Raw genomic sequence first — 19367 nt, 5'->3', positions numbered from 1 at the left:
ATGACAGAAATACAAAAGGCTTCGCAATTGCGAAGCCTTGTGCATTCTGGAATCGTACCAGACTATCAGGCAGCCATAGCCTTGATAGCGGACGACAGGCGGCTCTTCTGGCGAGCGGCCTTGTTCTTGTGGAACACGCCCTTGTCGGCGATGCGATCCATCACACTGCCGGAGACCTGGAACACGGCTTGCGCCGCAGCCTTGTCGCCTGCTTCGATCGACTTGATTACTTTTTTGACCGCGGTGCGATAAGCGGTACGCAGGCTGGCGTTCTGCGCGCGGGCCTTCAGGGCCTGGCGGGCGCGCTTGCGAGCTTGTGCGCTGTTTGCCATGAATGATTCTCCTGGTGAGCGGATTCTGTAAAACACGCGATTGTAAGGATGAGCCCCTGCTTTTGCAACAACAATGACTTAGCACGATTTGTCTTTCTGCCGTGCGGGGCCATTTCGGCACGCTGGTTTTGTACCGCTTCTCGCCGTACCATCGCGCCTTTGCGCCAGCTACAGTTCTGACAACAACATGAATCTGCTCAAAGCCCTGGTCACCGTCAGCGGGATGACGCTGGTTTCCCGCATACTGGGTTTTATCCGCGATGCCGTCATCGCGCGTGCCTTTGGTGCCGGCTTCGCCACCGACGCCTTCTTCGTCGCCTTCAAGCTGCCCAACCTGTTGCGCCGCATCTTCGCCGAGGGCGCGTTCTCGCAGGCCTTCGTGCCGGTGCTGGCCGAATACAAGCAGAAACGCGGTGAAGACGATACCCGCGTGCTGCTGGCCAACGTCAGCGGTGTGCTGGCCGCCTCGCTGCTGGTGGTGACCGTGGTCGGCATGCTGGCGGCGCCCTGGGTGATCTGGGTGACGGCGCCAGGCTTCACCACCGACGCCACCAAGTTCGACCTGACCGTGTCGATGCTGCGCGTCACCTTTCCCTATATTCTGCTGATCTCGCTGGCCTCGCTGGCCAGCAGCGTGCTCAATACCTATAACCAGTTCTCGATTCCGGCCTTCGCCCCGACCTTCCTGAACATCTGCTTTATCGTGTTCGCCGCTATCCTGGCGCCGTACTTCCACCCGCCGGTGATGGCGCTGGCGTGGGCGGTATTCGCCGGCGGCGTGGTGCAGCTGGGCTTCATGCTGCCGTACCTGAAAAAGCTGCGCATGCTGCCCATGCCGCGCTTCGGTTTCCGCGACGCCGCAGTGATGCGCATCGTCCGCCAGATGGGCCCGGCGATCTTCGGCGTGTCGATCAGCCAGATCTCGCTGGTCATCAACACCATTTTTGCGTCGTTCCTGGTCTCCGGCAGCGTGTCGTGGATGTACTACGCCGACCGGCTGATGGAATTCCCCACCGGCATTCTCGGCGTCGCACTCGGCACCATCCTGCTGCCGAGCCTGTCCCGCCATGCGGCCAGCGACGATACCGCCACCTTCTCGCGCCTGCTCGACTGGGGCATCCGCCTGTCGGTGCTGCTGGCACTGCCGTCCGCCGTCGCGCTCGGCGTGCTGTCCAAGCCGCTGATCGCCACCCTGTTCATGTACGGCAAGTTCAGCCCGCTGGATGCCGACATGACCCAGCGCGCGCTGATTGCCTACTCGGTGGGCCTGCTCGGGCTGATTCTGGTCAAGGTGCTGGCGCCGGGCTTCTATGCGCGCCAGAACCTGAAGACGCCGGTCAAGATCGCCATCACCACGCTGATCCTGACCCAGTTGATGAACCTGGTCTTCATCCAGTCACTGCAGCATGCCGGGCTGGCGCTGGCCATCGGCCTCGGCGCCTGCCTGAATGCCGCCCTGCTGCTGTTCCAGCTGCTGCGCCACGGCATTTATATGCCGCAGGCCGGCTGGATGTCGTTCGGGCTGAAAGTGGTCATTGCCGTGATCGGCATGGCCGCCGTGCTGTACGGACTGCTGCAGGTGCTGCCGACCGACTGGCACGGCCACGCGTGGCAGCGGGCGCTGTGGCTGGGCGTGCTGGTGGTCGGCGGCGCCGCCAGCTATTTCGCCCTGCTGTTCGCGCTTGGCTTCCGCCTGCGCGACTTTGTCTGGCGCGAACGCCTCGCGGCCTGACGCAGTTGCCTTGAAGAAAAGCGGCCTTCCAGTTGGAAGGCCGCTTTCAGATAGGAGCAGTCCGGGAGTCAGACGGCGATCGCGTGCCGGCTGCGATAGCCGTCAAGGAAGCGTCCGATCCGGCCCATGGCTTCTTCAAGGTCATCGGTGTTCGGCAGGAACACCACGCGGAAGTGGTCCGGCTCATGCCAGTTGAAGCCGGTGCCCTGCACCAGCAGCACGCGCTGTTCGTTCAGCAGTTCCAGAATCAGTTGCTGGTCGTCTTCGACCGGATACATCTTGCGATCCAGCTTCGGGAACATGTACAGCGCGCCCTGCGGCTTGACGCAACTGACGCCCGGCATGTCGTTCAGCATCCGCCAGGCAAGGTCACGCTGACGCGCCAGCCGGCCGGTCGGTGCCACCAGATCGTCGATCGACTGATAGCCGCCGAGCGCGGTCTGGATCGCATGCTGGCCCGGGGCATTGGCGCACAGCCGCATCGAGGCCAGCATGTTCAGCCCCTCGATATAGTCCTTCGCCATGCTCTTGTCGCCGCTGACCACCATCCAGCCGGCACGGAAACCGGCGGAGCGGTAGTTCTTCGACAGCCCGTTCATGGTCACCACGAACAGATCCGGCGCCATCGACGCGATTGACGTGTGGGTCACCCCGTCGAACAGCACCTTGTCGTAGATTTCGTCGGCAAACAGGATCAGCCCGTGTTCGCGGGCCACGGCCACCAGCTCGCGCAGTACCTCGTCCGGATAGACGGCGCCGGTCGGGTTGTTCGGGTTGATGATGACCATCGCCCGCGTATTCGGCGTGATCTTGCGCCGGATATCGTCGATGTCCGGATACCAGTTCTGCTGTTCGTCACACATATAGTGCACGGCATTGCCGCCGGACAGGGTGACGGCAGCGGTCCACAGCGGGTAGTCCGGCGCCGGCAGCAGCACTTCGTCGCCGGCATCCAGCAGCGCCTGCATCGACATCACGATCAGCTCGGACACGCCGTTGCCGATATAAATGTCTTCGACGCCCACGGCCGGAATCAGCTTTTCCTGCGTGTAGTGCATGATCGCCTTGCGCGCGGCGAACAGGCCCTTGGAATCGGTATAGCCGGAGGCCTGCGGCAGGTGGCGCGCCATGTCCTGCATGATTTCTTCCGGAGCCAGGAAACCGAACGGTGCCGGGTTGCCGATATTCAGCTTGATGATGCGCTGCCCTTCGTCCTCCATCTGTTTGGCGCGGTCGAGCACCGGGCCGCGGATGTCGTAGCAGACGTTGAGCAATTTGCTGGATTTGTGGATCGGCTTCATCGGGGCGACCTTGTGGAGAGTGTTCGGCAAAGGGGAAGAAGGAAGCGGCACGGCCACGGCGGCGGCTTCCGGCTGGCGACGCCCGGCGCGCGCGCCGGACGGATCGACGCCAGCGGCCAGTTGCGCGCGCGCGGCGGCGGCGGCATCCCGGGCGGCATCGAGGGAAATCTGCGGATACACGCCCAGGGCGAGCACTTTCTCCTTGCCGGCGAAACGGTACTTGAGTCGCCAGTAGCGCGCGCCATTCGGCCGCGCCAGCAGGTAAAGACCACCGCCGTCGAACAGCTTTCGGTCACGGTCGCCATCGACGATCGCGGCGATGTCTTCGGATGTCAGCGCCATTTTTGGGGTATCTCCAGAAACGTTTCCAGAAATATACCCCGCACCCGTAAAAACGGCAAACAAATACCCCTATCATGCCGGCAATCCACAGCGGGGGTATCTAAAAAAGCGTGGCGACCGCGACCCGGCCGCAACGCCGTATAATCGCGGCAGACCCATGAACGGCGGCACCTTACGGACACGACCGCCGCAAGCAAGCGAGAACACTTGATGAAAATGCATCTGACCCAGGGCGCACAAAACCTGTTCACCGCCTATGGCGACGGCTTTGTCGCCATCAATCAGGAACAGCACCACCAGCCATTGCTGGTCATGGCGGATCTGCTGACGCCATGGCCCGCCTCCTCGTTCGAGGCGCTGACCGAGGACGACTTCGCCGCGCTGCTGGCGCATGACCCGGAAGTCGTGGTGCTGGGTACCGGTCCGCGGCTGCGATTTCCGCATCCGCGCCTGACTGCCGCGCTGACCGCCCGTCAGATCGGCGTCGAGGTCATGGATACCCCCGCCGCCTGCCGGACCTTCAATATTCTGGTCAGCGAGGACCGCCGCGTCCTCGCTGCCATCCTGCTTTAGGCCGCAGAAATCAGCCGCGCGATCGCCGACGAATCAAGCTCGCCGTCGCCGTTCGCCACCAGCGCGTCGATCAGCGCCGTCACCTGCGTGGTGGCCGGCAGGGCCGTGTCCAGCGCGCGGGCGGTTTCACCGACGATGCCCATGTCCTTCTGGTGCAGTTTGGCCTTGAAGCCCGGCACGTAGTTGTCGTCGATCATGCGCTGGCCATGGATATCCAGTACCCGGCTGGAGGCAAAGCCGCCCAGCAGGGCCTCGCGCACGCGAGCCTTGTCGACCTGGCACGCATCGGCCAGCTTGAATGCCTCGGCAACCGCCTGCACATTCAGCGCCACCACGATCTGGTTGCAGGCCTTGGCCACGCTGCCGGCGCCGGAGTCGCCGATGCGGACAATGTTCTTGCCCATCGCCTGATACACCGGCTGCGCCTTGTCAAATGCCGCCTGCTCGCCACCGACCATGAACGACAGCGTGCCATTGACGGCACCGACCTCGCCGCCCGAGACCGGCGAATCGAGGAAAGTCACGCCCCGCCCGGCGCAGCCGGCAGCGATGCGTCGTGCGCCCAGCGGGGCGATGGTCGACATGTCGATCACGATCAACCCCGGCCGTGCGCCCGACAGCACGCCGTTTTCCCCGAACAGCACCGACTCGACATCGGGGGTGTCCGACACATTGGTCACCAGCACGTCGACGCGTCCGGCCAGCTCGGCCGGTGTCGCGCAGGCGGTGACCGCCAGATCGCCGATGCTGGCCGGGCGGCGCGCCCAGACCGACACCTCGAAGCCCGCCTTGAGCAGATTCCGTACACACGGACGCCCCATGATGCCCAAACCGATATAACCCACTCTCACGCTGTCTCTCCCGCAGTAATGATGAATGCCCGGACACCGCCAGCCCGTCGTATCCCGGCATGGCGATGACTAAGGTCTGATTAAATGAGGAATCCGATAGTAACGCCATCGCCCCGCTGACGGGGTAACGCTACGAAAGGCACCATCATGCGTTCGCTTCTGATTGCCATCCCCCTGCTTGCCAGCGCCGCAGCCTGGGCCGCGCCCGCCACCACCGGCGGATTCGTTGGAGAACCGCCGAAGCCGGTCACGGTCGAACAGGCCCGTGCCCTGCCCGATGACAGCCCGGTCGTGCTGCAGGGCCGGATCACCAAGCGCCTGAATCACGACAACTACGAATTCCAGGACAAGACCGGCAAGATCACGGTCGAGATCGACAAGCATGTCTGGGCCGGCCAGACCGTCGCGCCGAAAGACCAGGTCGAGATCTCCGGCGAGGTCGACAAGGACCTGACATCGACCGAAATCGACGTCAAGCAGCTGCGCCTGCTGCACTGAGCCACCGCGCGCGTCACATGAAAAATCCCCGCCTGTTCTCTGCCAGGCGGGGATTTTTCGTGCAGGGGGAACTTACTGTGCCGGAGCAGTAGCCGGTTTTTTGGCCTTGTCCTTGGCGGCAGTCTTGTCCTTGTCGACAGCGGGCTCGCCGGCCGGGGCCGGTTGTTTGGTGGCCGGCTTCTTGGCCTTGTCCGTCGTCGCCTTGTCCGCAGCCGGGGCAGCGGCCGGAGCCGAAGCCGGCTTGGCAGCCGGCGCGGCCTTGGCACTGGCCGGGGCCGCCGGCTTGGCACCCGGCTTCGCCGCCGGCAGCGTGGTGGCGCCGGACAGCGACACGTCCTTGCGGATGCTTTCCAGCGTCTTGTCGCCGATACCGGTCACTTTTTTCAGGTCATCGACCGATTTGAATGGCCCGTTCTTCTGCCGGTAATCGAGGATGGCCCTGGCCTTGGCCGGCCCGATGCCGTTCAGCGCTTCCAGCTCGGCCTGGCTCGCCGTATTGACGTTGACCGCAGCAAACGCGGCACCGATGTAGACAAAGGCGGCAAGGATGCCGACCAGCAATCGACGCAGAAACATGAAGGGACTTCCTTTTTTGGGATGAACGGTTTGAACATAGCGCGATACCGGATACGTCGCCATATTTTTTACCCGTTTTGCCTAACCGCGCCAGACATGAACAATGAAAAAGCGCCCGCGAAGGGCGCTTCAGGCTGTCCATGCTCCCCGTCCGCAAAAAACGGACATGAGGAGAAGGTCGCGGTCAGATCCGCTTGGCCAGTTCTTCCGCCTTGCCGAGGTAGGTCGCCGGACTCAGCGCCAGCAGGCGGGTCTTCTCGTCGGCCGGGATTGCCAGCGTCTCGATAAAGGCCGCCAGCGTCTCGCGGCTGATGCCGTCCTTGCCACGAGTCAGTTCCTTCAGTTGCTCGTACGGATTCTCGATGCCGTAGCGACGCATCACGGTCTGGATCGGCTCGGCCAGCAGCGCCCAGTTCGCGTCGAGGTCGGCTTCGAGCAGCGCCGGATTGCTTTCCAGCTTGTTCAGGCCGCGCAGGAGCGCCTTGAAGCCGAGCTGGGTGTAGCCGAACGCCACGCCCATATTGCGCAGCACGGTGGAGTCGGTCAGGTCACGCTGCCAGCGGCTGACCGGCAGCTTTTCGGCCAGGTGCGACAGCAGCGCGTTGGCCAGCCCGAAGTTGCCTTCCGAGTTCTCGAAGTCGATCGGGTTGACCTTGTGCGGCATGGTCGAGCTGCCGACTTCGCCGGCAATGACTTTCTGCTTGAAGTAACCCAGCGAGATATACCCCCACATGTCGCGGTCGAGGTCGATCAGGATGGTGTTGACGCGCACCATGGTCTGGAACAGCTCGGCCATGTAGTCATGCGGCTCGATCTGGATCGTGTACGGGTTGTAGGTCAGGCCCAGGCCTTCGACGAAACGCTTGGCCAGACCTTCCCAGGCCACTTCCGGGTAAGCGGTCAGGTGGGCATTGAAGTTGCCGACGGCACCGTTGATCTTGGCCAGCATTTCCTGGCGGGACAGCATCTCGCGCTGGCGTTGCAGCCGGTAGACGACGTTGGCGATTTCCTTGCCCATGGTGGTCGGCGTGGCCGGCTGGCCATGGGTGCGGCTCATCATCGGCTGGGCGGCCAGCTGGTGGGCCAGTTCGGTCAGGCGGGTGATGATTTCATCCAGCACCGGTACCAGCACCAGATCGCGCGCACTCTTCAGCATCAGCGCATGGCTGAGGTTGTTGATGTCTTCCGACGTGCAGGCAAAGTGGATGAATTCGCTGGCAGCCATCACTTCCGGATTGCCGGACAGGCGTTCCTTCAGCCAGTACTCGATGGCTTTCACGTCATGGTTGGTGCGTGCCTCGATCGCCTTGACCGCTTCCGCATGTTCGACCGAGAAGCTGTCGATCAGGGTGTTGATCTCTTCGATGGTGGCATCGGAGAACGGGGCGATTTCGCCGATCAGCGGCTCGGCTGCCAGCGTCTTGAGCCACTCCAGTTCCACTTTCACCCGGGATTTCATCAGGCCGAATTCGCTGAAGATGCCCCGGAGCGGTTCGCAGGCGGCGGCGTAGCGGCCGTCGATCGGGGACAGGGCGGTCAATGCATTGAGATTCATGTGCGTCGATCTTGCTATGCCGGACCAGCCGGCGAGTTGAAAACCATGTCGCGACCCCGGGGCCGCGGCGGAAACATCAGCCCAGACGCCGGACCAGTCCGGCGGCCAGCGCGTCGGCGGCGGCCGGCGCAAAACGGAAGAACAGTTCGGGCTCGATCATCTCGAGCTCCATGATGGCCAGCCGGCCGGCGTTGTCGCGGATGGTATCGACCCGCGCATACAGGACGTCGAACGGCACGGCGCGCACGGCGGCCTCGGCAAAGGCGCACTCCTCGGCGCTCGGCTGGTGCGGATGCACGCTGCCGCCGTGGTCGTCCTGGACGCGGAAATCACCTGCCTTCGGCGTCTTGCGGATGGCGTGGGTCACTTTGCCGTCGATCACCATCAGCGACAGCTCGCCCTGCTCCAGCACACCGCGCTGGAACGGTTGCAGCATCATCGATTCGTGCCGGATCAGCTCGCCGAACGCCGCTTCATGCTCGCCGGCACGATCGGCATGAAAACGGTAGGTGTGGCGGGCCGCACCCGACACCGCCGGCTTGAGGATCAGTTCGTCCCAGTCCAGTCCGGCCACCACTTCGGTCAGGCTCCGGCTGTCGCCCGGCTCGACGTAGACGGTCGGCACCACATTGACGCCGGCGCGCGCCAGGTCGCCAAGGTAGTGCTTGTCGATATTCCAGCGGATCAGTGCCGACTCGTTCAGCAGCCGCGTACACGATTCGACATGGTCAAGCCACGGCGAGAATGTCGCATAGCGGTCGAAATAGTCCCAGGTGGTACGGAACAGCACGGAACGGGTCTGGCCCCAGTCCTGGTCAGGGTCGGCCCAGTCGCGGCGCGCCACGTTCAGGCCCTGGCGCTGCAGGGCCTCCATGACCAGCCCATCCTCGAGATGGACCTGCGACGTATACCAGTCGGATTCGTCGGGGTGCAGATAGCGGGATTCGGTCAGAATCAGGGTATCGAACATCGGTTCCAGCCTGCGCTGCGCGGACACGGTCCGCAATGGGGGAAAATCCGGAAGAGCCGGCGGGCTCTCCCGCAGATGGGGGCTTACATGCCCGGCAACAAGCCCTTCATGCCGCGCATCATCTTCATCATGCCGCCCTTCGAGAACTGCTTCATCATCTTCTGCATTTCCTCGAACTGCTTCAGCATGCGGTTGACCTCCTGCACGCTGACCCCGGCGCCGGCCGCGATGCGGCGCTTGCGGCTGGCCTTGATGATGTCGGGCTTGCGCCGTTCGGCCGGCGTCATCGAGTTGATGATGCCCTCGATGCGGTTGACCGACTTCTCGGCCTGCGCGCCTTCCATCCCCTTGGCCATCTGGCCGATCTGGCCCGGCATTTTCTCCATCAGGCTGGACATGCCGCCCATCTTGCGCATGGTCAGGATCTGCGACTTGAAGTCCTCGAGGTCGAAGCCCTTGCCGGACTTCATCTTCCTGGCGATGGCGGCGGCATCCTGCTCGTCGATGCCCTTCTGCACATCCTCGATCAGCGACAGTACGTCGCCCATGCCGAGAATGCGGCTGGCCATCCGGTCGGGGTGGAACGGTTCCAGCCCGTCGAGTTTTTCGCCGACACCGATGAACTTGATCGGCTTGCCGGTCACATGGCGGACCGACAGCGCCGCGCCACCGCGCGAGTCGCCGTCGAGTTTGGTCAGCACCACGCCGGTCAGCGGCAGCGTGTCGTTGAAGGCCTGGGCGGTGTTGACCGCATCCTGGCCCTGCATCGCATCGACCACGAACAGCGTCTCGACCGGGTTGACGGCAGCGTGCACCGCCTTGATTTCGGCCATCATCGCTTCGTCGATGGCGAGACGACCGGCGGTATCGACGATCAGCACGTCAAAGAAGTGGCGCTTCGCGTGATCGACCGCCGCCACGGCGATATCGACCGGCTTCTGCGACGGATCGGACGGGAACCACTCGACGCCAACCTGTTCGGAAAGCAGCTTCAGCTGTTCAATGGCCGCCGGGCGATACACGTCGGCGGACACCAGCAGGACTTTTTTCTTCTGCTTTTCCTTCAGCAGCTTGGCCAGCTTGCCGGTAGTGGTGGTCTTGCCGGCGCCCTGCAGGCCGGCCATCAGCACGATGGCCGGCGGCACGGCAGCCAGGTTCAGCGCGTCATTGGTCTCGCCCATCAGCTTGACCAGTTCCTCGTTGACGACGCCGACCACGGCCTGGCCCGGCGTCAGGCTGCCCATGACGTCCTGCCCCATCGCCCGTTCCTTGACGTGGGCGACGAAGGTCTTGACCACCGGCAGCGCGACGTCGGCTTCCAGCAGGGCCATGCGCACTTCGCGCATGGCATCGGAGATATTCGACTCGGTGAGCCGTGCGTGACCCTTGAGGGTCTTGATCACGCCGGAAAGGCGATTGGTCAGGTTGTCGAGCATGCAGGCTGTCCTTGCGCCAGCGCGTCCCGCGCTGGCAGGGAATCGGTTAGACTTTCAGGAAACCGACATTTTACATGAGCCGACGGCAAAACCGTCGCAACGCCCATCGCCTTCATGACAACCGCCGAATTTCTGCCCGTCGCAGCCGGGATCGCCCTGGTCTGCTATCTGCTGCTGGCCTGGCACTTTACCGCCCACTGGTGCGGCAAGAGTGCGCTGACCCTGCCACGCGCGCCCCGCATCGAGCACCTGCTGATCGGCGCCGCGCTGGCGCTGCACGCGCTGACGCTGGCCGCACCGGCCGGCCAGCTGCTGCATCTCGGCGTCGGCGAAGCCGTCAGCCTGCTGGCGTGGCTGACCGTGCTGATCTACTGGATCACCTCCTGGTTCTTCCGCATGGAGGGCCTGCAGGCCCCCCTGATGTGGATGGCCGGCCTCGGGGTCGCCATGGGCGCACTGCTGCCGTATACCCACCAGTCCGATCTGCAGGCCACGCCGCTGCTGACCGTGCACATCGTCATCTCGCTGATCGCCTACAGCATGTTCCTGCTGGCAGCACTGCTGGCCGGGCTGATGCTGTGGGTCGACAAGCGGCTGCATACCCGCCAGCTGGCCACGCTGCCGACCCGCCTGCCACCGCTGCTGGCGCTGGAAACCCTGCTGTTCCAGCTGCTGTCGGTTGCCTTCCTGCTGCTGACGGTGACTGTGTTCACCGGGGTGACCTTCTCCGAACAGATTTTCGGCATGCCGTTCGCGTTCACGCACAAGAGCGTGTTCTCGATGGTGTCATGGGTGGTGTTTGCGCTGCTGCTGTTCGGCCGCTCGCGCTATGGCTGGCGCGGTCGGGTCGCAGCGCGCTGGACGCTGGCCGGCATGGGCACGCTGATGCTCGCCTACCTTGGCAGCAAGATCGTGCTGGAGCTGTTCCTTCACCGTTGAGCCGGGGGCTCAGTCCCCGGCCGGAAACACCAGCGGGCTGAATGCCTTGGCTGCCACGGTCACCCGCTGGCCGACGCGCAGTTGCGCCGCCTCGTCGTCATCGAGCACGACATCCACAATCTCGCCGCCCACCAGCAGGCTGGCGATCTGCAGCACATCCTCGTCCCGGATTGCCAGCACCTCGCCGGCCAGACGGAAACGACCGGCCGCCTGCCGGGTCAGGAACAGTTCGGCCGGGGTCGCATCGCCGGTCACCACGCCGTCCTCGAGACGAATGATCCGGCTGGCCAGCCGGAACACTTCCGCCAGATCATGGCTGACCAGCACCGTGGTCAGCTTCAGCGCCTCGTGCACGCGCAGCAGCTCCTGCTGCAGCCGGCTGCGCAGGGCCGGGTCCAGCGCCGACAGCGGTTCGTCCAGCAACAGCAGCGCCGGTTCCCAGGCCAGCGCGCGCGCCAGTGCCACCCGCTGCTTCTGTCCGCCGGACAGCGTGTCCGGCTTGCGATTGGCCAGCGCTTCCAGCCCCATCAGCGCCAGCAGCTCGTCGACCCGCGCCGGCGTGCGCGCGGCAAAGGCCAGGTTGCCGCGCACCGTCAGGTGCGGGAACAGTGCGTAATCCTGGAATACCAGCCCGATGCGGCGACGCTGCGGCGGCAGGTCGATGCCGCGTGCCGCATCGAACCACACCTCGTCGCCGACCACGAGACGGCCACTGTCCGGCCGGGTCAGCCCGGCCAGCATGCGCAGCAGCGTGGTCTTGCCGGCCCCGGACGGGCCGAACAGCGCGACACGCTCGCCGGCACGGATGGTGGCCGCGGCCGAGAACGCCAGTTCGCCATGCCGGGACACCAGCCGCTTCTGCAGATCGAATTCGATCATGAAATCTCCGCCGCGCGCCGGCTCAGGCCGCGCGCGCCTGCGCCTTGTTGATGATGTAGACCGTCAGCAGCACGACAAAGCTCAGCACGAACAGCACGCCGGCGTAGACATTGGCCGCCGCATAGTCGAGGGCTTCCACTTCGTCGTAGATGGCGATCGACGCGACCTTGGTCACACCGGGGATATTGCCGCCAATCATCAGCACCACGCCAAACTCGCCGACCGTGTGCGCAAATGCCAGCACGATGCCGGACAGCAGCGACGGCTTCAGGTTCGGCAGCAGCACGCGGAACAGGATCTTCAGCCGTGACGCCCCCAGTGTGCGGGCGGCCTCGGTCAATGACACCGGCAACGACTGGAAGCCGGACTGCAGCGGGTGAACCATGAACGGCATGCTGAACAACACCGAACCAAGTACCAGTCCCTCGAAAGTAAAGACCAGGCGCAGGTCGAAGGTCGCCGCCAGCCAGTGGCCGAGCCAGGACTGCGGCGAGAACGCCAGCAGCAGGTAAAAGCCCAGCACCGACGGCGGCAGCACCAGCGGCATGCTGACCAGCGCTTCGGCAACCGGCTTCCAGCGGGCACGGCTGCCGGCCAGCCACAGGGCCAGTGGCACGCCGATCACCAGCAGGATGGCCGTGGTCACGGCCGCCAGCTCGAACGTCAGAAACAGCGGACTCCAGTCGATCCGGCTCAGCATGGCCCGTCTCCTGCCTCGATCCACAGCGACAGCTCATTGGCCTTGATCAACGCCGTCACCGCATCGCCGGGGGCCAGTTCCAGATCGCTTGCCGCGCGGGCCGTGATCAGCGACACGATCTTGTGTCCGTCGCAGTCGAGCGTGACCCGCGCCATCAGCCGGCCGAGGTCGAGCGAATCAATGGTCGCCACCAGCCGGTTGCGCAGGCTGATCCGGCCGAGCGCGCCCTTGGCCAGCGACACTTCCGCCGATTTGAAGCCCGCGGTGACCCGCGCGCCGGGAACAAAGGCCCCCGCACCGCCAGCCATCATCGCGGTCAGGCGCGTCCCGTTGTCCAGCTCGACCTCCACCAGCGCCAGCGACGCCTCGCAGTTCACCGCCACTACACTGGCGTCGAGGCGGTTCATGGCAGCAGGTAGCCGTTCTTCGACAGGATGTCGCGCGCCGTGGCCGAACTCATGAAGTCATACAGTTTGCGGGCGGCCACCCCGTTCTCGGCACCACCGCGCCTGGTCACCACCATCGCCTGTGCGATCGGCTGGTAGCTGTCGCGGGCCAGCTCCACATAATGGCCCTTGCCCTTCATTTCCGGGGACACCACCACCGACTTGGCGGTAAAGCCGGCATCGGCCGCACGCGAGTAGATGTACTGGTTGGTCTGCGAGATGCTTTCACCAAACACCAGTTTCGATTCCAGCTTGCTGTCCAGGCCGAGCTTGCCGAGCACCTTCATGGTTTCACGACCATACGGCGCCGTACGCGGATTGGCGACGGCGATTTTGGCGACCTGCGGGCCGGCCAGCGCCTGCTGCCAGTTGTTCAGGTTCAGATCCGGCTTCAGCGTCCACAGCACCAGCGTGCCGTAGGCATAGATTTTCGGTGGCGTGGCGGTCAGGCCGAGTTCGGCCAGCTTTTCCGGGAAATCACGGTCGGCCGACAGGAAGAAATCGTACGGTGCGCCATTCTGGATCTGGGCGACGAACTTGCCCGACGAGCTGTAAGACGGTTTGACGGCAATGCCGGTCTCGCGCTGGAATGCCGCGGCCAGATCGTCGAACGTGTACTGCAGATTGGCGGCAACGGCCACCGACAGCGGCTCGGCCGCCAGCACCGGTCCGGCAAACACGAGGGAAACCAGCAGCGGCAGGGTCTTCTTCAGCATGGAAACTCCGGGGAAAAACAGTAGGAAATCAGGCAGCGACGGCCAGGATCACTTGCGATGCCTTGAACAGCGCGGTGGCCTGCTGGCCGACGGCCAGCGCCATGCGCTCGGCGCTGTCGTGAGTGACGATGGCGCACACGCTGTTGCCGCCATCGAGATCGATGACCACTTCGGTGTTGACCGCCCCCGGCGTCAGCGACGCGACAATGCCGGTCAGCTGGTTGCGCGCAGACAGCAGCGCGTCACCGAGACCGGTCGCCACCATGATCGACGAGGCCTTGACCAGCGCGATCGCCTCACCGCCAACTTCGAGACCGAGGCTGGCCCGGCTGTCACTGGTAATGATGGCGACCAGCCGCGCGCCGCCGGCGAGTTCGAGTTCGATCTCGTCATTGACCGCGCCGGTACGGATCGCGCTGATGCGGCCAAGAAACTGATTGCGGGCACTGGTGCGCATGGTGCGGAATCTCCTCAGCAGATCGAGTGTGGCCGGTACGTCGTCCAGATGAAGGGCCGCCAGCATGCGGTGCTGCTCGGCCTCGATGGCGCGATAGACCTTGACCAGCGCGTGGCCGGCCTCGGTCAGTTGCGTACCGCCGCCACCGCGGCCACCTGCTGCACGGGTCACCAGCGGCTGGGGCGACAGGTTGTTCATCGCGTCGACCATGTCCCAGGCGGTCTTGTAGCTGACACCGGCCGCTTTGGCTGCTCGCGTGATCGAGCCTTCGGCGGCAATGGCTTCCAGCAGGCGCACCTGGGGCAGCGCGGCATAGCGCCGGCCTTCGGCCAGCAGGGCAAGATCGGTGGCAAACGGCATGGGCTGCGACTCTGGCTAGGGAATACCAGGCGCAATATATCCGACTACATAGCGTCAGACCATAGCCCGGATGGCGGAGGCGGACCCGGCCGGCATGAACAGGCCGGCATCGAGAGTGGCACGATGACCGACGCTGAGCAGGATGCCGCTGTGCATGACAGCGACGATACGGGCGTACAACTGCTGCTCCATGTCTTCGTCCAGCGCACTGGACGCCTCATCCAGGCACAGCACATCCGGCGGATCGAGCAGTACCCGGGCCAGCGCGATCCGCTGCTGCTCGCCCAGACTCATCACGTGCGCCCAGGATTCACAGTGGTCGAGCCGGTTGCTGAAATGCACCAGCCCCGCCTCGTGCAGGATGGCCACCAGCTGCCGGTCATCGATCGCACCGGCTTTTGCCGGATAGCACAGCACGGCGCGCAGGCTGACCCCAGGCACGGCGACGGTCGTCACCGGACCAGCAGGGCCGGACCAGGCCCCAGACGTTGCCGATGACCGGCCGGGCGACACTCATGCCGCCGCTGCCCCGCCTGCGGCCACGGCAGCCAGCACCTCGTCCACATCCTGCGGCGGTCGCTCGAAGGTGATCCGGCGGCGAAGATCGAGCAGGCGCAGATCACAGCCACCACTGTCGACGCCGAGCACATGCCAGCCCTGGCCGGTCAGCCCGGCGATGGCCTCGGCTTCGAACGGCAGCGCCGGCCGCAGCAGCTCGGCGCCATCGAACCAGCCCATGCGACCGAAGCCGGCCACGAAGCGCGCCCGCTTCGGCACGAAGCGCCAGAAGGAAAAATCGTCGAAGTCGATATAGTCGACCGCACCGGGCTGGTAGCGCAGAAAACGTTGCCGGCGCGCCGGTGTCCGCTCGCACGGCATGGCATCGGCCAGCAGCGTGATCCTCAGCGTGCGATCCGCCGGCAGGGTGGCATCGGCCAGCAGCAGACTGGCATGCGCATCGGCCTGCAACTGCCTGGTGTGCTCGGCCAGGGTGCTGATCACGGTCAGCGGCACACCGTCCTCATCCGGCGCCAGCGTGATGGCAGAGACATACGGATAGCCGGGCAAGGCCAGGCAGTGGCTGGCCAGCGCGGCCTGTTCGCTGCAATGCAGCAGGGAGACGGCGGAAATCAGTCCGGTATTCACATCAGGTCTCCTTGGAAAGACGGCAACAACAACCAGATCTACTGTTGACCGTAGCAGAAGTCTCCCTCGTCCGAGCGGAAGGCAACCACGCCGGCGCGACAATATGCCGCAAGCACATCGCCGTCCGGGCAGGTACATTCGGCCCGGTCACTGCCGAACCAGCGCCAATGCCCTTCCCCTTTCCCTGCCCGGTACAATGAGCGCTCCCTTTCCCGCCCCCCGAGTCATGGACCTTCCCTCGTCGATTCGCATCGTTCGCCTGCGCTGGGCCATTCTCGGCCTGTGTCTGCTGGCCGGCGGCGCCCTGTATCTGGGCGCAGTCGAATTGCCGTGGCCGGCCCTGGCCCTGGTCGCCTGCTCGCTGGCCTCGGCCAACCTGGTCTGGAGTCTCGCCGGCCCGGCGCGCTGGGCCGCGCTCGATATACAGCTCGGTGTCGATTTTCTCTGCCTGACCGCGCTGCTGTACCTGACCGGTGGCCCGGCCAATCCGCTGGTGTCGATGTATCTGCTGCTGATCGCACTGGCCGCACAGGCCATGCCTGCGACCCGGACCTGGCTGCTGGCCGCCGCGTCGATGCTCGCCTATGCCCTGCTGTTCCGCTGGCACCAGCCGATCATGGTCGCCGGCGAGCATTCGGACATGCTGATCAGCCTGCATCTGGCCGGCATGTGGCTGACCTTCTGCGTCTGCGGCATCGTGCTGGCCGGACCGCTGGCCAGACTGTCACGCACGGTGCGCGAGCGCGAACTGGAGCTGGGCCGCATCCGCGAAACCCAGCTGCGCGACGAAAAGCTGGTAGCGCTGGGCATGATTGCCGCCGGCGCCGCACATGAACTCGGCACACCACTGAATACCCTGACCCTGCTGGCCGACGACCTGGCCGAACGCTATGCCGGCGACCCCGAGCTGGACGACGATGTCCGGCTGATGCGCAATCAGCTGGGTGCCTGCCGCCGCGCGCTGGGACGCCTGAAACAGCAGGGCGGCGAGCTGGCGTCGCCGGCAGAGCCGGTCTCGCAGCAACTCGGGCATCTGGTCGCCAACTGGCGCAATCTGCGACCGCAAATCGAGCTCGACTATCAGCCGGCGCTGGCGACAGCGCCGACCCGCTGGTTCGACCCAAGCTTCGGCCCCGCACTGCTGAACCTGCTGAACAATGCCGCCGACGCCAGCCCCGATGGCCGGATAACGGTCCAGGCCGACTGGCAGGCACCGATACTGGTCATCCGCATCCGCCATGCCGGCAGTCTGCCGCCGCAGCTGGAGCTCACCCATCCGGCAATGCCGGTGGCCAGCAGCAAGCAGCATGGAATGGGACTGGGCATGTTCCTGGCCCACGCCACCCTGGACAAGCTGGGCGGTACACTGCGGATGGACAGCGATGCGGACGGCGTCTGCACCACACTGACCCTGCCCCTGCCCACCTCCCACGCGGTTAGCCCCCCATGACACACCTGCTCCTGATCGACGATGACGAAGCCTTTCTGTCCATGCTGTCCCGGGTGCTGCAGCGCAAGGGGCTGTCCATCAGCCTCGCGGTCTCCCCGGAACGGGCGCTGGAGGTCATCAGCGAGACACCACAACCGATCGACGGCATCGTGCTCGATCTGAACCTTGGCGGCTGCAGTGGTCTGAAATGGATTCCGGCCCTGCGCGAAAAACTGCCGGATACGCCGATTCTGGTACTGACCGGCTATGCCAGCATCACCACGGCAGTCGATGCCATCAAACTGGGCGCGACCCAGTACCTGGCCAAGCCGGCCGATGCGGACAGCATCCTGGCAGCCCTGCAAGCCGATTCGACCACCTCGCCGACCGCCCCGGCCGACCCGGCCACCCCGATGTCGCTGAAGCGGCTGACCTGGGAACACCTTCAGCGGGTACTGAACGAGAACGACGGCAACGTCTCCGCCACCGCCCGCGCCCTGAACATGCACCGCCGCACGCTGCAGCGGATGCTGGCAAAACGGCCGGTTGCCCGCTAACCGCCACTTGTCCTGCAGGCAGGCCTGGCAGTCGCGGAGTTTCCCGGCCTGAAACTGGTTTCAGAAGCGGCGCCCCGGCCGGGACCGGCCTCGACGGCGCCCGAAAACAGGGAGGCCAGCCGTGCCCGGCGACACTGCCACATCCCCCCACCTCATCCCGTCATTCATGGGCCACTCCGGGTACCGGTGCCCCGCCGCTGGCTGGCATGCATGAACAGCACGCCGGCCGGACTGGCGCATGCAGCCTGCTGTATCACCTGGAGAAAACGGCGCGGTTCCGCGCCGCGCTGAACCATGGATGAAAGCAGCCCAAAACGGCCGGTTGACGGTCCGCGCCATTCGTCCGAAAGAACAACCGGGGCAGCACAGATCTCCTATAGCAGGCTTTGAAGCGACATATCAGACCGGCACCGGCTGCTCAGGATGCCGGACATCAGGAGCCCACCATGCCAGGCGAAACATCCTCCCTCCCGGAAAACCTGCCAGCGGTCCCGGGTTCCGGCCCCCGCCCCGCAATCGGCATGCACGGTGAACGCATCGACTGGCTCAACCCGCGCAGCCAGCTGTATCACCTGGGTGATGGCGCACGCAGCTATGATCCGATGCTGCAGTGCTTCCTGAACAAAGACCCGTACTGCCCGTTCTCGGGTGGCGGCATCAATCCGTATGCGTTCTGCCGCGGTGATCCGGTCAACCGGAGCGATCATTCCGGCTACATGAGTGTTTCCGCCGGGTTCGGACTCGGGATGGGCATTCTCGGTATCCTGCTCGGCATTCTTACCCTCGGCCTGGCAACGCTGGCAGCGATGACGGTCCTGGGCAGCTTGCTGCTGGCAACCTCCACTGTCCTTGGCCTGGCGTCCAGCGCCACTGGCATCGCCTCCGCCGTACTGGAAGACCGGGACCCCGAACTGGCACGCACGCTGGGCTGGATATCGCTTGGGCTGGGCATGGCCTCGGCGGTAACGGGGATGATCGGGCCAGCGCTGGCCAGCTACGTGAAGGCCACCGGGCGCGTCATTACCGGCCGCCTGATAAAAAATGGCCACATCAACTTCGTCGAGGCCACAGAATCACAGGACAAAATCCATTTTCTGTTTCTGCCAGAATTCAAAGACGGCTCGCTGGTCATGACTCACGGGAAACCCGGGCTCATGCAGACCATCAATGGGACGTATGTCACACCCGATGAGTGGGCAGACGAGCTGTTCCGGTTCTCGGGTTACGCCAGATCCCGTCCCGGCAGTCCCCTCTATCTGATGTCCTGCAATGCAGCTACCCCCCATGCGCCGGCAGCCGCCAACGCCCAGTACATCGCCGATGTGCTGGGCCGCACGACCCGGGCCCTGAACTCTCCCGTGTCCATGTGCCACATCGACAGGTTGCCGAGGCTGCTGCCCCGTACATTCGTTGGGCGCGGCAACACCTGGGGCAAGCTGCTCGATTTCACCCCGCAGTAAACCGCCCATGAAAGCCGCCCCCCGGGCATGGCACGGGGGGCGGCTTTGCGCATTCAGTCGCACCAATGAAAGAAGCCCTCGTACAGGGTACGAGGGCTTCAGTATAGGACCT

21 protein-coding genes and 1 pseudogene are annotated in these 19367 nt (G+C 64.7%); 7 read left to right on the top strand and 15 right to left on the bottom strand.

What is annotated here, in order from left to right:
- Window positions 1-65: 65 nt before the first annotated feature.
- Window positions 66-332, bottom strand: coding sequence for a 30S ribosomal protein S20 (rpsT, locus tag ACYVG8_RS13220; protein ID WP_028499947.1), 267 nt, complete (start codon window positions 330-332; stop codon window positions 66-68).
- A 187-nt stretch (window positions 333-519) separates the two neighbouring features.
- On the opposite strand from rpsT, the gene murJ reads away from it, so the two are divergent.
- The gene (gene murJ, locus ACYVG8_RS13215; protein ID WP_460746009.1) at window positions 520-2064 is read left to right on the top strand and encodes a murein biosynthesis integral membrane protein MurJ; all 1545 of its coding nucleotides are present in this window, start codon (window positions 520-522) and stop codon (window positions 2062-2064) included.
- 68 nt (window positions 2065-2132) lie between these two features.
- On the opposite strand, the gene ACYVG8_RS13210 is transcribed toward murJ, so the two are convergent.
- Together ACYVG8_RS13210 and ACYVG8_RS13205 are read right to left on the bottom strand one after the other, a co-directional pair.
- A complete protein-coding gene (locus ACYVG8_RS13210; RefSeq protein ID WP_233495291.1) occupies window positions 2133-3365 on the bottom strand; it encodes a pyridoxal phosphate-dependent aminotransferase in 1233 nt (410 codons plus the stop codon).
- A gap of 99 nt (window positions 3366-3464) precedes the next feature.
- Window positions 3465-3707 (bottom strand): annotated as a pseudogene (locus tag ACYVG8_RS13205) (Arm DNA-binding domain-containing protein); the annotation flags it as partial.
- Between the two features lie 210 nt (window positions 3708-3917).
- Here ACYVG8_RS13205 and ACYVG8_RS13200 point away from each other — a divergent pair.
- Complete coding sequence (locus tag ACYVG8_RS13200; protein WP_028499944.1) at window positions 3918-4280, top strand: Mth938-like domain-containing protein; 363 nt, start codon at window positions 3918-3920, stop codon at window positions 4278-4280.
- Here ACYVG8_RS13200 and ACYVG8_RS13195 read toward each other — a convergent pair.
- A complete protein-coding gene (locus ACYVG8_RS13195) occupies window positions 4277-5125 on the bottom strand; it encodes an NAD(P)-dependent oxidoreductase (protein ID WP_460746024.1) in 849 nt (282 codons plus the stop codon). The genes ACYVG8_RS13200 and ACYVG8_RS13195 overlap by 4 nt on opposite strands.
- 153 nt (window positions 5126-5278) lie before the next feature.
- Here ACYVG8_RS13195 and ACYVG8_RS13190 point away from each other — a divergent pair, with 153 nt between their 5' ends.
- A complete protein-coding gene (locus ACYVG8_RS13190) occupies window positions 5279-5629 on the top strand; it encodes a NirD/YgiW/YdeI family stress tolerance protein (RefSeq protein WP_028499942.1) in 351 nt (116 codons plus the stop codon).
- A gap of 72 nt (window positions 5630-5701) precedes the next feature.
- Here ACYVG8_RS13190 and ACYVG8_RS13185 read toward each other — a convergent pair whose 3' ends face one another.
- The 4 genes from ACYVG8_RS13185 to ffh form a co-directional block, all read right to left on the bottom strand.
- The gene (locus ACYVG8_RS13185) at window positions 5702-6205 is read right to left on the bottom strand and encodes a ComEA family DNA-binding protein (protein WP_199489873.1); all 504 of its coding nucleotides are present in this window, start codon (window positions 6203-6205) and stop codon (window positions 5702-5704) included.
- 184 nt (window positions 6206-6389) lie between these two features.
- Window positions 6390-7760, bottom strand: a complete 1371-nt coding sequence (gene purB, locus ACYVG8_RS13180) for an adenylosuccinate lyase (RefSeq protein ID WP_028499941.1) — start codon at window positions 7758-7760, stop codon at window positions 6390-6392.
- 76 nt (window positions 7761-7836) lie between these two features.
- Window positions 7837-8730, bottom strand: a complete 894-nt coding sequence (locus ACYVG8_RS13175; RefSeq protein ID WP_107890267.1) for an ATP-grasp domain-containing protein — start codon at window positions 8728-8730, stop codon at window positions 7837-7839.
- Between the two features lie 83 nt (window positions 8731-8813).
- Window positions 8814-10166: a signal recognition particle protein gene (gene ffh, locus ACYVG8_RS13170; RefSeq protein ID WP_028499939.1), complete on the bottom strand. Its 1353-nt coding sequence runs from the start codon at window positions 10164-10166 to the stop codon at window positions 8814-8816.
- Window positions 10167-10280: 114 nt separating this feature from the next.
- Between ffh and ACYVG8_RS13165 the strand changes: the two genes are divergently transcribed.
- A complete protein-coding gene (locus ACYVG8_RS13165) occupies window positions 10281-11105 on the top strand; it encodes a cytochrome C assembly family protein (RefSeq protein WP_036386485.1) in 825 nt (274 codons plus the stop codon).
- A gap of 9 nt (window positions 11106-11114) precedes the next feature.
- On the opposite strand, the gene ACYVG8_RS13160 is transcribed toward ACYVG8_RS13165, so the two are convergent.
- The 7 genes from ACYVG8_RS13160 to ACYVG8_RS13130 are packed head-to-tail and all read right to left on the bottom strand — an operon-like array spanning window position 11115 to window position 15809.
- Window positions 11115-11984 (bottom strand): ABC transporter ATP-binding protein, encoded by an 870-nt coding sequence (locus ACYVG8_RS13160; RefSeq protein ID WP_460746007.1) that lies wholly within the window; start codon window positions 11982-11984, stop codon window positions 11115-11117.
- 22 nt (window positions 11985-12006) lie between these two features.
- Window positions 12007-12684, bottom strand: coding sequence for a molybdate ABC transporter permease subunit (gene modB, locus ACYVG8_RS13155; RefSeq protein WP_036386483.1), 678 nt, complete (start codon window positions 12682-12684; stop codon window positions 12007-12009).
- Entirely contained in the window at window positions 12678-13091 is a 414-nt protein-coding gene (locus tag ACYVG8_RS13150) for a TOBE domain-containing protein (RefSeq protein ID WP_028499935.1), read from the bottom strand. Before ACYVG8_RS13150 ends, modB begins: the two co-directional genes overlap by 7 nt.
- Window positions 13088-13846 carry a molybdate ABC transporter substrate-binding protein gene (gene modA, locus ACYVG8_RS13145; protein ID WP_107888673.1) on the bottom strand — a complete coding sequence of 253 codons (759 nt, stop codon included), beginning with the start codon at window positions 13844-13846 and terminating at the stop codon, window positions 13088-13090. The genes ACYVG8_RS13150 and modA overlap by 4 nt, the downstream gene beginning before the upstream one ends.
- Window positions 13847-13874: 28 nt before the next feature.
- Window positions 13875-14663, bottom strand: coding sequence for a TOBE domain-containing protein (locus ACYVG8_RS13140; RefSeq protein ID WP_028499933.1), 789 nt, complete (start codon window positions 14661-14663; stop codon window positions 13875-13877).
- A 54-nt stretch (window positions 14664-14717) separates the two neighbouring features.
- A complete protein-coding gene (locus ACYVG8_RS13135; protein WP_234412993.1) occupies window positions 14718-15119 on the bottom strand; it encodes an ATP-binding cassette domain-containing protein in 402 nt (133 codons plus the stop codon).
- Between the two features lie 57 nt (window positions 15120-15176).
- Window positions 15177-15809 (bottom strand): HugZ family pyridoxamine 5'-phosphate oxidase, encoded by a 633-nt coding sequence (locus tag ACYVG8_RS13130; protein WP_051528986.1) that lies wholly within the window; start codon window positions 15807-15809, stop codon window positions 15177-15179.
- A gap of 226 nt (window positions 15810-16035) precedes the next feature.
- Here ACYVG8_RS13130 and ACYVG8_RS13125 point away from each other — a divergent pair, with 226 nt between their 5' ends.
- The 3 genes from ACYVG8_RS13125 to ACYVG8_RS13115 all read left to right on the top strand — a co-directional run bounded on the left by ACYVG8_RS13125 (window position 16036) and on the right by ACYVG8_RS13115 (window position 19255).
- On the top strand, window positions 16036-17259 hold the full coding sequence (locus ACYVG8_RS13125) for an ATP-binding protein (protein ID WP_158537489.1): 1224 nt from the start codon (window positions 16036-16038) through the stop codon (window positions 17257-17259).
- Window positions 17256-17795: a response regulator transcription factor gene (locus ACYVG8_RS13120; RefSeq protein WP_028499931.1), complete on the top strand. Its 540-nt coding sequence runs from the start codon at window positions 17256-17258 to the stop codon at window positions 17793-17795. The genes ACYVG8_RS13125 and ACYVG8_RS13120 overlap by 4 nt, the downstream gene beginning before the upstream one ends.
- Before the next feature lie 446 nt (window positions 17796-18241).
- Window positions 18242-19255, top strand: coding sequence for an RHS repeat-associated core domain-containing protein (locus tag ACYVG8_RS13115; protein ID WP_084300217.1), 1014 nt, complete (start codon window positions 18242-18244; stop codon window positions 19253-19255).
- Window positions 19256-19367: the final 112 nt, after the last annotated feature.

This window comes from Microvirgula curvata (assembly GCF_054781615.1).
This window is presented reverse-complemented; position numbering and strand designations above follow the sequence as displayed.